Source organism: Kitasatospora sp. NPDC048722, assembly GCF_040650235.1.
In the GTDB taxonomy this organism is placed as follows: domain Bacteria; phylum Actinomycetota; class Actinomycetes; order Streptomycetales; family Streptomycetaceae; genus Kitasatospora.
Genome location: NZ_JBEZGX010000023.1, coordinates 112041 through 125430 on the forward strand (window position 1 = coordinate 112041; position 13390 = coordinate 125430).

The 13390-nt window shown below is 75.8% G+C and carries 7 protein-coding genes; 2 read left to right on the top strand and 5 right to left on the bottom strand.

Annotation, left to right across the window (positions count from 1 at the left end; all coding sequences use genetic code 11):
• Window positions 1-75: 75 nt before the first annotated feature.
• Window positions 76-735: a PadR family transcriptional regulator gene (locus AB0C76_RS19060; protein WP_359966284.1), complete on the bottom strand. Its 660-nt coding sequence runs from the start codon at window positions 733-735 to the stop codon at window positions 76-78.
• A gap of 78 nt (window positions 736-813) precedes the next feature.
• Between AB0C76_RS19060 and AB0C76_RS19065 the strand changes: the two genes are divergently transcribed.
• Window positions 814-1785 (top strand): endonuclease/exonuclease/phosphatase family protein, encoded by a 972-nt coding sequence (locus AB0C76_RS19065; protein WP_359966286.1) that lies wholly within the window; start codon window positions 814-816, stop codon window positions 1783-1785.
• Between the two features lie 9 nt (window positions 1786-1794).
• On the opposite strand, the gene AB0C76_RS19070 is transcribed toward AB0C76_RS19065, so the two are convergent.
• The 4 genes from AB0C76_RS19070 to AB0C76_RS19085 form a co-directional block, all read right to left on the bottom strand.
• Window positions 1795-2982, bottom strand: coding sequence for a PP2C family protein-serine/threonine phosphatase (locus AB0C76_RS19070; protein WP_359966289.1), 1188 nt, complete (start codon window positions 2980-2982; stop codon window positions 1795-1797).
• Window positions 2983-3173: 191 nt separating this feature from the next.
• A complete protein-coding gene (locus tag AB0C76_RS19075) occupies window positions 3174-6407 on the bottom strand; it encodes an ATP-dependent DNA helicase (protein ID WP_359966292.1) in 3234 nt (1077 codons plus the stop codon).
• Between the two features lie 33 nt (window positions 6408-6440).
• The gene (locus tag AB0C76_RS19080) at window positions 6441-9776 is read right to left on the bottom strand and encodes an ATP-dependent DNA helicase (RefSeq protein ID WP_359966295.1); all 3336 of its coding nucleotides are present in this window, start codon (window positions 9774-9776) and stop codon (window positions 6441-6443) included.
• 181 nt (window positions 9777-9957) lie between these two features.
• Window positions 9958-10323, bottom strand: coding sequence for an MGMT family protein (locus AB0C76_RS19085; RefSeq protein WP_359966297.1), 366 nt, complete (start codon window positions 10321-10323; stop codon window positions 9958-9960).
• A gap of 144 nt (window positions 10324-10467) precedes the next feature.
• Here AB0C76_RS19085 and AB0C76_RS19090 point away from each other — a divergent pair, with 144 nt between their 5' ends.
• Entirely contained in the window at window positions 10468-13281 is a 2814-nt protein-coding gene (locus AB0C76_RS19090; RefSeq protein ID WP_359966299.1) for a flippase-like domain-containing protein, read from the top strand.
• Window positions 13282-13390 lie beyond the last annotated feature (109 nt).

The following is a 13390-nucleotide window of genomic DNA, read 5'->3' on the forward strand; positions in this document are numbered from 1 at the left end:
CGGGCCGTGGATCGGTGACGTCGGTGGGCCCCGGCGAGGGCCCGGGCCGCGCGCCGCCGGGGCGGGCCCGCGGCGCTAGGACCGGGCGCGGCGCCGGCCGGGCCGGAACGCGCGGGCGGGCTCCTGCCCGGCGGCCCCGCCGGCCTCGGCGGCCTCGGCAGCCCGGGCCTGCTGGAGCTCGGCCTGCTGGGCCAGGCGGGTCTCGCAGTGGTCGAGCCAGCGGATCTCGGCCTCGGTCTGGAAGATCAGCTGTTCGAGGACGAGCAGCCAGGCGAGGTCGCTGCCGGCCGATGCGGGTGCGGCGCCGGCTCCGGGCCGGGCCTCGCCGGCCAGGGCCCGGCCCTTGAGCCGGGTGTAGTCCTGGAGCGCCTTGATGCTGTGCCGGCGCTGGCCCTGGACGACGGCGGAGACGTCGACGCCGGGCACGGTGACGGCCATCGCGAGCTTGATCGCGAGTTCGTCGCGCGGCGGGTTGGTGCGCGGCACCGGGGTGTCGAACCAGGCGCGCAGTTCGGCCCGGCCGGCCTCGGTGACGGCGTAGAACTGGTGGCCCTCGTCGTCCTCCCCCGCGGGTTCGACCAGGCCGTCGCGCTCCAGGCGGGCGAGCGTGGTGTAGACCTGCCCGACGTTGAGCGGCCAGGTGGCGCCGGTGCGCGCCTCGAAGTCGGCGCGCAGCTGGTAGCCGTAGCGCGGGCCCTGGTCGAGCAGGGCGAGCAGACCGTGACGGATGGACATACTCAGTATGTATACCCGGTATGCCCTCCCGGCTCAAGCGACGCGACCGGCACCGGCGAGCGGGTACCGTCGTGCGGTGTGAGCCACTTGCGCATCGCCACCTTCAACCTGTTGCACGGTCAGCCGCTCGCCGCGGACGGCGCCCCGCGGCCCTACCCGGCCGACGCGGGCGACCCGCTGGCGCAGGCGGTGGCCGCGCTGGACGCGGACGTCCTGGCCCTTCAGGAGGTGGACCGCCACCAGTCGCGCTCGGGTTGCACCGACCAGGCGGCCGTAGCCGCCAAGGCGATGGGCGCCGCCGACTGGCGCTTCGCCGCCGCGCTGCACGGGCGCCCGGCGCCGGTGGCCGGCTGGGTGCCCGAGCCGTCCGGGCCGAGCGGCCTGAAGGTGTACGGGCCGGACGAGGTCGGCGACGGCGCCGTGCCCTCGTACGGGACGGCGCTGCTGACCCGGCTGCCGGTGCGGCACTGGCGGGCCCGGCGCTTCGCCCCGGCACCGTTCGGGCTGCCGCTGCGGGTGGCCGGGCGACGCGGCCTGACCCCCGTGCCGGACGAGCCGCGGGCCGCCCTCGCGGCGGTGCTGGAGGGCGAGCACGGGCCGTTCACCGTGGTGGCAGCGCACCTGTCCTTCGTGCCCGGGTGGAACATGGCGCAGCTGGCCGGCATCCGGCGCTGGATCGCGGACCTGCCGCAGCCGTACCTGGTGCTGGGCGACTTCAACCTGGTGGGCGCGGTGCCGCGCACGGTGCTCGGCGGGGCGACGGCGCTGGAGCGCACCGCGCCGCGCGCTCGCGTGCGGGAGCTGCGCGAGGCGCGGCGGGCCCGGCCTGCGCTGGCCGGGCCGCGCCGGCGGCGGGTGCGCGAGCCGCGGGCCCGGCTGCAGGGCTGGTACGACCTGGCGCGCACGCCGACGTACCCGTCGCACCGGCCCGCGGTGCAGTTCGATCACGTGCTGGCGGTCGGCGTGCCGCGGACCGCGGTGGGTCCGGCGGCGGCGCCGCGCACCGGGGTGTCGGACCACCGGCCGCTGGTGGTCGAGGTGGCGCTGTAGCCCTCGGCCTCAGTTGAGGTGCGAGAGGGCCCCGTTCTGGTGCGGGACGTGGGCGATCTGGGCGGGCTGGGGGTCGTACTGGAGGAGCAGCATGGCCGCGTCGTCGCCGAGCTGGCGCCCGACGTGGCGCACGACGTCCTCGTGCAGGCGCAGCAGGACGTCGGCCGGGCGGCCGTCGGCGCAGTGCGGGAGGCGTTCGGCGAGCGGGTAGAAGGCGCCGGAGCGGTCCCGGGCCTCGATGACGCCGTCGGTGAACAGCAGCACCCGGTCCCCGGGCAGCAGGGCCGTGCGGTGCACCGGCGGGCGGACGTCGGCCGGGTCGAGGACGCCCAGCGGCGGCACGGTCTCGGCGAGTTCGAGCGGGCGGACCTCGGCACCGCGCAGCAGCAGCGGCGAGGGGTGCCCGCAGTTGACGATCTGGGCGGTGCCGTCCGGGGCGACGCCGATCAGCACGAGGGTGACGAACTCCTCCTCGACGCCGGGGTGGTCGTTCTCGTGCAGGGCCCGGTCGAGGCTGACGGCGAGCCAGCCGGCCACCCGGTCCAGCGCGGGCTCCTGGTGCGCGGCTTCGCGGAAGGCGCCGAGGACGGCGGCGGCCGTCTCGACCGCGCCGAGGCCCTTGCCGCGTACGTCGCCGACCACGGCCCGGACGCCGTGGCGGGTGTTGACGACCTCGTACAGGTCGCCGCCGATCCGCGCGTGGGCGGCGGCGGCCTCGTAGTGGACGGCCGCGCGGACGGTGCCGACCCGCTCGGGGACGGGCCGCAGCAGCACGCGGCGGGCGATCGAGGCGACGAGCTGCGCGTCGGCGAGCGCCCGTTCCTGGCGCAGGCGCAGGGTGGCGCTGACCCAGCCGATCGCCGCGACCAGGACGATCGCGACGACGCTGGCGGCGTGCACGGACTGGCCGAGCGCGTCGCCGCGGAAGGCCATCAGGAAGGCCACGGCCTCGGTGCACAGGCCGATGGCGAGCGGGTACCAGGTGCGGCGGCTGACCACGGCGGCCAGCGCGGGTACGGCGGTGAGGGCGGGTTCGACCGTGACCTCGGTGCCGCTGACGTAGTCGAGGAGGACGATCAGCGCCATGCCGATGTAGGGCAGCGTGAGCGCCGTCCTCGGCCAGGTGCCGGTCGTGCCCGGAGCGGGTCCCGGGGTCGGCCCGGTGAACCGCTCTCTGATCCATCCGGTCGCGCTCAACTTCGGTTTCTCCAGCAGAAGACGCCGATGCCCGGAGGCACCTGCGGTGATGACTGAGGGTTAGGGAATGCGGGCCTCGCTGGCGGCCGGAGTACGGGGGTTGACCGGTTACCGACCCCACAATAGGCGCGAAACGTGCACTACGCACAGGTTTCGCCCGTTGCCATGATGACTTGGATGCTCTCCGTGACTCATTCTTCACTGTTCCCGATCAGGAGCCGTTCCAACTCTTTTCGGTCGGGAAGTCCTGACGGTCGGACGACGCGCCCGCTGCGGACGTACAGGAACGACGCCGTGACCTGCTCCGGCGGGACTCCCGCGTACTCGGCCCACGCGACGCGGTAGACCGCGAGCTGCAGCGGGTCGGCGGTCTCCTCCCGGTGGGTCTTCCAGTCCACCACTTCGTAGCGTGACGCACCACCGGCTCCCGACGTCTCGTCACTTTCCCGGTAAACCGCGTCGATCCGGCCGCGCACCACCCGGCCCGCCAGCACCAGCTGGAACGGCGCCTCCACCCGGTACGGGCGCCGGCCGGCGTACGGGGTGCGCAGGAACGCCTCCTTGAGGCGCTCCAGGTCCTGCTCGTCCTCGACACCGTCGTCGTCCGCGCCGGGCAGCGCGCCGGGCTCGACCAGGAGCAGCGGTTCGATCCGGGACTGCACCCACGCGTGGAAGCGCGTGCCCCGGCGGGCCGCGGGCTGCGGGGGGCGCGGCATCGGGCGGGCGAGGTCGTGCGCGAAGCCGTCCGGGTCGGAGGCCAGGCGCAGCAGCTGGGTGGCGGACAGGGCGGCGGGCAGCGGCACCTCCCGGACGCTGCGCCGGGATCGTTCCAACTCGCCCAGCAGCGCGGTGAGATCGCGGTCCCAGGACTCGACCTGGCGGCGGTCCTCGGCGCCCATCGGCTCCGGTTCGGGGGCGGGGGCTCCGGCGAGGCGGGCGCGCACGACGCCGGCGACGCGGCGCCGGGCGTGCTGGGCGGCCGGGTCCAGCGGCAGCGGCCAGGGCTGCTCGACGGGCGCGGCCAGGGCCGGGTTCTCGGCGCCCTTCTCCGGCTGCTCGGCCCAGTGCTCGACCTCGCCCGCGCCGGGCCGCTCGCAGTGCTCCCGCAGCTGTTCGAGGAACGCGGACGGGCCGCGGACGGTCTTCTGGGTGGGCCCCCACCAGTGGCCGGAGGCGAGCAGCAGGGAGCGCGGCCGGGTGAACGCGACGTAGCCGAGGCGCAGTTCCTCGACGCCGGAGTGCTCGGCCAGCTCCTTCTTGAACGCGGCCACCGACTTGGCGTTCCATCCGCCGCGCACGTCGGGCAGGGTGGCGGCGTCACCGCGCAGGGCGTGCGGGAGCACACGCTTGGTGCTGGTCCAGCGCTCGCGCGGGCTGCCGGAGGGGAACGCGCCCTTCACCAGGCCGGGCACGGCGACGACGTCCCACTCCAGGCCCTTGGACTTGTGGGCGGTGAGGACCTTCACGGTGTCCTCGCCGCCGGGCAGGCTGCTGTCCAGGCCGCGCTCGTACTCCTGGGCGGCGCGCAGGAAGCCGAGGAAGGCGGCGAGGCCCGGGTCGCCGTCGAGGTCGGCGAAGGAGGCGGCGACGTCCAGGAAGGCGTGCAGGGTCTCGCGGCGGCGGGCGGCCAGCGCCTGCGGGGAGGCGGCGAGCTCGACCTCCAGGCCGGTGGCGGCGAGGACGCGGTGCAGGACGTCCATCAGCGGCTCGGACAGCGAGCGGCGCAGGTCGCGCAGCTCCTGGGCGAGGCGGGCGAAGCGCACCCGGGCCTCGGCGGAGAACGGGAGGTCCTGGTCGGGCGCCGTCCCCTCCTCCCCGTACGGGGCGGCCAGGAAGGTCTCCAGGGCGTCGGCCAGCGAGACCACCTCGGTCGGGTCGGTCTCGGCGACGGCGGCGGCCAGCGCCTCCACGCCCTCGGACCGGCCGGTGCGCACGAGGTCGGCGGCGCGGCGCCCGAGCAGGGCGAGGTCGCGCGGGCCGATCCGCCAGCGCGGGCCGATCAGCAGCCGCACCAGGGCCGCGTTGGCGGTCGGGTCCTGGAGCACCTCGCAGACCGCGACCAGGTCGGCCACCTCGGGCAGCTGGAGCAGCCCGCCGAGGCCGACCACCTCGACCGGCACGTCGCGGGCCACCAGCGCCGCGTGGATGTCCGGGAAGGCGGCGCCGCCACGGCACAGCACGGCGATCCGGCCGGGCGCGGTGCCGGTGCGCACGAGGTGGGCGATGGAGTCGGCGAGCCAGTCGACCTCCTGCGCGTGGGTGGGCAGCAGCGCGGCCCGGACGAAGCCGTCGTGCTCGGCGCCGGGGGCCGGGCGCAGCGCCTCGACGCCCTCGTGCATGGCGCGCAGCGGCGCGGCGAGTTCGTTGGCGAAGGCGAGCAGGCGACCGCCGCTGCGGCGGTTCTCGCTGAGCGCGTAGCGGGCGGCGGGCCGGCCGCCGGCCTTCGGGAAGTGCCGGGGGAACTCGTCGAGGTTGGCGACGGAGGCGCCGCGCCAGCCGTAGATCGCCTGGCAGGGGTCGCCGACGGCGGTGACGGGGTGGCCGCCGCCACGGCCCTCGGGCCCGGCGCCGAACAGCCCGGCGAGCATGAGCCGCTGGGCGACGGAGGTGTCCTGGTACTCGTCGAGCAGCACGACCCGGTACTGGCCGCGCAGGAGTTCGCCGACCTCCGGACGGCGCTGGGCGAGCCGGGCGGCGGCCGCTATCTGGTCGCCGAAGTCCATCAGCCCGGCGGCGGCCTTGCGGCGCCGGTAGTCCTCGACCAGGCGCAGCAGTTCGAGCCGGGCGCGGGCGGTGGCGGGGACGGCCCGCAGGTCGTCGTTGGTGAGCCTGGCCGTGGCGAGGGCGTCGAGCAGGTCCTCGTCGTGGGCGCGCAGGGTGTCGGGTTCGACGAGGTGTTCGGCGAGTTCGCCGTCGAGGGCGATGAGGTCGGCGACGAGGTTGGCGAAGGTGCCGGTGAGGGCGGGGAACGGGCCGGGGCTGGTGCGCAGCACCTTGGCGGCGAGCTGGAAGCGGGTGGCGTCGGCGAGCAGCCGCACGTCGGGCTCGACGCCGATGCGCAGGCCGTGCTCCTTGAGGAGGCGCCCGGCGAAGGCGTGGTAGGTGGAGATCTCGGGTTCGCCGAGCGGCTCGGCGTCGTCCCGGTCGGTGACCCCGGCCCGCAGGAGGGCGGTGCGGACGCGTTCGGCGAGCTCGCCGGCGGCCTTGTTGGTGAAGGTGAGGCCGAGGACCTCGTCGGGGCGCACGGCGCCGGAGCCGACCAGCCACACCACCCGGGCGGCCATCACGGTGGTCTTGCCGGAGCCGGCGCCGGCGACGATCACGGCGGGTTCGAGGGGGGCGCCGATGGCCGCCATCTGCTCCCGGTTGAACGGGATCCCGAGCAGCTCCTTGAGCTGGTCGGGATGGCTGAGCACGGCGGTCACCCCGCAACGTTAACCGGAGCGGCGGACATCCTTTCATTCGACGAGCTGGGCCCCGTCGCGCTGGGCCGAGCAGCTGCGGCGGAACGCGCAGCGGTCGCAGCCGCCGCCGGTGCGGGGCACGAAGCGCTCGGCGAGGACGCGTCCGGCGGCCTCGGCGAGCAGGTTCTCGATCCAGGGCTCGCCCTCGGGCGGCTCCTGGCGCTGCACCTTGGGGGCGTCCTGGGCGGCCCTGGCGGCGGGCTCGCGCAGGTGGACCAGCTCGGCGCCGCCGGCCTCCGGGGCGCCGCCCGCGAAGCCGGGCAGCTCGTTCAGCGCCCCGGCCCGGACGGCGAGCTGGTAGACGGCGAGCTGCTTGTGCTCGGGCAGCGACCGGTCCGTGGGGATCTGCTTGCCGGTCTTGAAGTCGACGACGTAGGCGCGCCCGGCCGCGTCCTTCTCGACCCGGTCCATCGAGCCGCGGATGCGCACCGAGACGCCGCCGACGTCGAGGGTGACGTCGAAGCCGTGCTCGGTGGCGACGAGGTCGCGGCCGCGTTCCAGGACGTGCCAGTTGAGGAAGCGCTCCAGGGCGGCGCGGGCCTCGGTCTTCTCCTGCCGGGACTTCCACGGCGCGTCGAAGGCCAGCGCGTCCCAGACGGTGTCCAGGCGCTCCATGAGGACGGCGAGGTCGGCGGGGGTGCGCCCGGAGCCGACCTCGTCGGCGAGGGCGTGGACGACGTTGCCGAAACCCTGGGCGGCCGAGCCGCGGACCTGGGCCTTGACCTCCTTGTCCAGGAACCACTGCAGCGAGCAGTTCTCCAGCTGCTCCAGGCCGCTGCCGGACAGCCGCACCGGCAGGTCGGGGCCGCGCAGCGGCTCGGGGGCGGCGGTCGGGTCGTCCAGGCCCCACCAGCGCTCGGGGTGGGCGGCGGGCACGAGCGGCAGCCCGTCCTCGTCGGCGGCGGCGGCGAGGACGGCGAGGCGTTCGGCGGCGGCCCGGCGCAGCTCGGGCGAGCGGGCCGGGTCGACGGTGACGGCCCGCAGCTCGGCGACGAGCGCGTGGACGGCGAGCGGGCGGCGCGGGCGGTGGGTGACGTCCTCGACGGTGACGGGCGGGGTGCGGCGCACGACGCGGCCGGTCGCGGGGTCGACGTCCTCGCGGTAGAGCTCGCGCAGGAAGCGGGAGGGCTCGTCGCCGTCCTCGGCGGGCGCCTTGACGGCGGTGACGATCAGCCGTTCCCTGGCGCGCGTCGCGGCGACGTAGAAGAGGCGGCGCTCCTCGCCGAGCAGGGCGGCCGGGGAGAGCGGTTCGGCGAGGCCGTCGCGGCCGATCCGGTCGGCCTCCAGGAGGGAGCCGCGGCGGCGCAGGTCGGGCCAGAGGCCGTCCTGGACCCCGGCGACGACGACCAGGCGCCACTCCAGGCCCTTGGAGCGGTGGGCGGTCATGAGCCGGACGGCCTCGGGGCGCACGGCGCGCACGGTGAGGGTGTCGGCGGCGATGTCCTGGGCCTCCAGCTCGGCGAGCAGGTCGAGGGCGCTGCGGTGACCGGTGACCTGCTCCTCGGCGCGGGCGGCGGTCTCGAACAGGGCGCACAGCGCGTCGAGGTCGCGGTCGGCGTTGCGGCCGGCGGCGCCGCCGCGCAGGGCGGCCCGCTCCAGGCGCTCGCGCCAGCGGCGGCTGCCCTCCCACAGCGCCCACAGGGCGTCCTCGGCGGTGCAGCCGCCGGCGAGCGCCTCGCGGACCTTGCGCAGCAGCGTGCCGAGGTCGCGGGCGCGCCGGGCGGGGGCCCCGCCGGCGTGGAGGGGGTCGAGGGCGACGAGCCGCTCGGGCTCGGCGAGGGCCTCGCGCACCAGCTCGCCGGCCGGGCGCAGCGCCGCGGCGGGGCGGCCGTCGGCGCGCAGGGCGGCGCGTTCCTCCTCGCGCAGGGCGCGGCCGAGGCGGCGCAGGTCGGAGCCGTCGAGGCCGCCGAGGGGGCCGGTGAGCAGGGCGTGGGCGGTGTCGGTGGTGAGGGGATCGGCGGCGTCCGGGTCGCCGTGCCGGTCGCGGGCGGCCTGCTCGGCGCAGACCCGCAGGGCGAGCAACAGCTGGGCGACGGCGGGTTCCTCGCGCAGCGGCAGGTCGTCGCCGTCGATCTCCAGGGGCACGCCGGCCGCGCCGAGGGCGCGTCGCACGCCCGGTATGGAGCGGGCGCCGGCCCGGACGAGGACGGCCATCTCGCCCCACGGCACGCCGTCCTCCAGGTGGGCGCGGCGCAGCAGGTCGGCGACGGAGTCGAGCTCGGCGCCGGGGGTCGGGTAGGTGTAGACCTCGACCCGGCCGCCCTCGCGGGAGGGCAGCAGGGCGCGGTGCTGGGCGAGCTTGTCGGCGGGCAGGCGGCCCATCGGCATGCGGCGGGCGAGTTCGCGGGAGGCGGCGAGCAGGACGGCGCCGGAGCGGCGGGAGACGCGCAGCACCCGGACGTCGGCGGGGGCGCCGTCGGCGCGGCGGAAGGTCTGCGGGAAGTCGAGGATGCCGTTGATGTCGGCGCCGCGGAAGGCGTAGATCGACTGGTCGGGGTCGCCGACGGCGACGAGGTCGCGCCCGCCCCCGGCGAGCCGGCGCAGCAGGCGGACCTGGGAGGGGTCGGTGTCCTGGTACTCGTCGACGAAGACGACGTCGTAGCGGGCGCGCAGGTCCTCGGCGACCTCGGGGCGCTCGGCGAGCAGGACGGCGCGGTGGACGAGCTCGGCGTAGTCGAGGACGCCGCGCAGGTCGAGGACGTCGAGGTAGTCGGCGAGGAAGTGGGCGGCGGCGGCCCAGTCGGGGCGCTGGACGCCCTGGGCGAAGCGTTCGAGCTCGGCCTCGCCGAGGCCGAGCTCGCGGCTGCGGGCGAGGACGGCGCGGACCTCGTCGGCGAAGCCGCGGGTGGTCAGGCAGGCGCGCAGGTCCAGCGGCCAGGGGATGCGGGAGCTGCCGAGGCGGGCGTCCTCGGCGCCGCCGGCGAGCAGCTCGCGGACCATGACGTCCTGCTCGGGGCCGGACAGCAGGCGCAGCGGCTCGGCGTAGTCGGCCGGGTCCTGGTGGGCGCGCAGGAGGGCGTAGCAGAAGGAGTGGAAGGTGGTGGCCTGCGGGGCGGGGGTGGAGGTGCCGAGGCGTCCGGACATCCGGTCGCGCAGCTCCATGGCGGCCTTGCGGCTGAACGTGAGGACCAGGATCCGCTCGGGGTCGGTGCCGCGCTCGACGCGCCGGGCGACGGCCTCGACGAGCGTGGTGGTCTTGCCGGTGCCCGGCCCGGCGAGCACCAGCAGCGGCCCGCCGGGGTGCTCGACCACGGCGCGCTGGTACTCGTCCAGCACGGGCGGTACGGGCTGGACGAGCGGGCTGCGCACGAGCCGGTAGGGGGTGCTCACGCGCCCGCCCCGCTGCGCTCGGCAGGGGCGTTCGCCCGTGCGCACGTTCTGGTGGTTCGCTCGCTGCGCTCGCTCACGGAGGTTCCTGGGGTCGAACAGGGGCATGGCGGGGGCGGGCCGCGAGGGCCCGCCCGCATCGAGCCTACGGTCCTGCCCCGTCAATCCCGTCCGCGTCCCGGGATCAACCCGTCTCCCGGGAGGCCGGAAGGGCCTCGGAGCCGTCCCAGCGGGCGCGCTTGAGGTCCACGCGCGGCGGGTCGGAGAGTTCCCGCAGCGGGGTTCCCTCCTCGCCGTAGTGGGCGAGGGCGCGCTGCTCGTGGCCGGGCAGGAAGCGCCCGTCGGCGCGGATCACCCGCCACCAGGGCACCGAGCCGCCGTACAGCGCCATGACCCGCCCGACCTGGCGCGGACCGCCCTGGCCGAGGTACTCGGCAACGTCCCCGTAGGTCATCACCCGGCCGGGTGGAATCCGCTCGGTCAGGTCGAGAACCAGTTCGGCGAAGGGCGGCAGGTCCGCCGGGAAGCCGTCGTCGTCAGCGTCCGTCACCTGCGGCATCCTTCCTTATGGGGGCGCGTGCGGAACCCCGCGGATACGATCCGCCGCGCCCGATCCGGCCCCTGTCCAGCACGGGGGGTCGGGGCATGCCACCATCTTCCGGGGCGGTGAGTGGTGATACGAGGACAAGACCAGATGACCGGGACGGCAGACGTGGGCGCGCACGAGGACTCCGACGAGTCCGCCGCCCGCATGCCCGCAGGTCCCGGCGGTGAGCCCGCTCCCGGGCCCGCGCCGGAAGTCTCCCTGATCAAGGACCCTACGATCAAGACCCCCCATCCGACCGGCCCCGCCGCGACCCCGACCGTGCCACTGCCCGAGCCCGCCCAGGCGCCCGAGGCGGGCCCGCGTCCCACCGGCGCGGCCGTTCCCGGGGCCGCCCCGGAGCCGGTGCCCGCGCCCACCCCGGAGCCCGCACCCGACGCCACGACCGCGGAACACGCGCTCGCGTCCTTCCACGACCCGCTGGACGACACCCCGCACCTGGACGTCGACGAACCGCTGCTCGCCGCCCGCGCGCACCGCCCGACCGACCTCCTGCGCTTCCTCGCCGGCGTCCTCGGGATAGTCGCCGTGTTCGTCCTGGCCGGCGTCGCGACCTCGACCACCACCGGCATCGAGCAGGACATCGCGACCAACGCGCCGCGCTTCTCCGCGGTGCTGTCCACGATCACCGGCCTGCTCTCCAGCGTCGCGGTGCTGGCCGTGCCGCTGGCCTTCGCGGTCGAGCGGCTGATCAAACGCGACGGCCTGCGGGTCGCCGACGGCGTCCTCGCCTCGGTGCTCGCCTACGGCGTCTCACTGGGCATCGACTGGTGGGTCGCCGAGGGCGCCTCCGAACACATCCGGGACGCCCTGACCAGGCTCCCCATGGACAGCAACGGGGCCCTGACCGACCCCGTGCACGGCTACCTGGCGCCGGTGATCGCCTACATGACCGCCGTCGGCATGTCGAGCCGACCACGATGGCGGGTCGCCCTGTGGGTGGTGGTGGTCTTCAGCGGGATCACCGAGCTGCTCGGCGGCTACACCACCCCGCTGTCGCTGCTGCTCACCGTCCTGATCGGCTGGTCCGTCGCCTACGGCACGCTGTACGCGATCGGCTCGCCCAACATCCGCCCCACCGGCCAGCACCTGATGATCGGCCTGCGCAAGGTCGGCTTCACCCCGCAGAGCGCCCACCGCGCCCCCGACGCCCCCGGCGGCACCCGCCGCTACTACGTCGCGCAGCAGGACGGCCCGCCGCTCGACGTCCACATCATCGACCGCGAGCAGCAGGCCTCCGGTTTCTTCTACCGCGCCTGGCGCCGGCTGCGGCTGCGCTCGGTGGCCGTGCGCCGCAGCCCCCAGTCGCTGCGCCAGGCGCTGGAGCAGGAGGCCCTGATCGCGTACGCGGCGGCGGCCTCCGGCGCCCGCGCGCCGCAGCTGGTCGCCACCTCCGAGCTCGGCCCGGACGCCGCGATCCTCGTCTACGAGAACGTCGAGGGCCGCACCCTGGACGAGCTCTCCGACGACGAGGTCAGCGACCGGGTGATGGCCTCGCTGTGGGAGTCGGTGGCCGCCCTGCACGAGCGCCGGATCGCCCACAGGCGCCTGACCGGCGAGTCACTGCTGGTCGTCGACGACAAGACGGCCTGCCTGGTCAACCTGTCCGGCGGCGACATCGCGGCCACCGACCTGACCCTGCGCATCGACGTCGCCCAGCTGGTCACCACCTTCGCGCTGCGGATCGGCCCGGAGCGCGCCGTCGCCGCCGCCAACGCCGTGCTCGGCGCCGAGCGGGTCGCCCAGGCGCTGCCGCTGCTCCAGCCCGTCGGGCTCTCCCGCTCCACCCGCATCGACCTCGCCAGGCTCTCCAAGGAGCGCAAGACCGCCGCCCGGGCCAAGGCCCTGGAGCAGGTCGCGGCCGGTGAGCGCACCCAGCAGCAGGCCGAGGAGGACATCGCGGCGGCCGGCGAGGACCTGCTCAGCCGCATCCGCGGCCAGATCCTCCAGATCGCCCCCGAGGCCCCGATGGAACCCGCCAAGCTGGAGCGGCTGAAGCCCAAGAGCCTGATCATGGTGATCGCGCTCACCTTCGCCGCGTACCTGGCGCTGACCACCATCAAGCCCGCCCAGCTCAAGCTCTCCCAGATGAACTGGGCCTGGGCCGCGGCGGCCCTCGTGGCGGCCGCCTTCAGCTACGTCGCCGCGGCGATGAGCCTGACCGGCTTCGTGCCCGAGAAGCTGCCGTTCCGGCGCACCGTGGCCGCCCAGCTGGCCGGCTCCTTCGTCAAGCTGGTGGCCCCGGCGGCGATCGGCGGCATCGCGCTCAACACCCGCTACCTGCAGAAGGCCGGCATCCGTTCCGGTCAGGCGGTCGCCTCCGTCGGCGCCTCCCAGCTGGCCGGCCTGGCCGGGCACCTGCTGCTGCTGTTCAGCTTCGGTCTGATCACCGGCAGCCAGACCAACGGCGACCTCTCCGCCTCCCGCGCGGTGATCATCGGCGTGCTGACCGCCGCCGTGCTCGCCCTCGTCGTGGCCGCCGTCGCGCCGCTGCGCCGCTTCGTGCTGGGCCGGCTGCGCTCGCTGTTCTTCGGCGTCGTGCCGCGCATGCTCGACCTGATGCAGACGCCCAGCAAGCTGGTCACCGGCTTCGGCGGGATCCTGCTGCTGACGCTCTCGTTCACCGCCTGCCTGGACGCCTCCGTGCAGGCCTTCGGCGGCAGCGTCAGCTTCTCGGCCGTCGCCGTCGTCTTCCTGACCGCCAACGCGGCCGGCTCCGCGATCCCCACCCCGGGCGGCATCGGCCCGGTCGAGGTCGCCCTGATCGGCGCACTCACCGTCGCCGACGTCTCCCCCGCCGTGGCCACCCCGGCGGTGTTCCTCTACCGGGCGCTCACCTTCTGGCTGCCGGTGCTGCCCGGCTGGATCGCCTACAACGTGCTCCAGCGCAAGCACGCGCTCTGAGGGCGCGTGAGCGCACGGAGACGACGGAGGGCCCCACCCCCCCGCGGGGGGGGCCCGCCGGGGCGCCGGGGCCCGGGGCGAGGCGACCCGCGGGGGGGGGAGGCTCTGG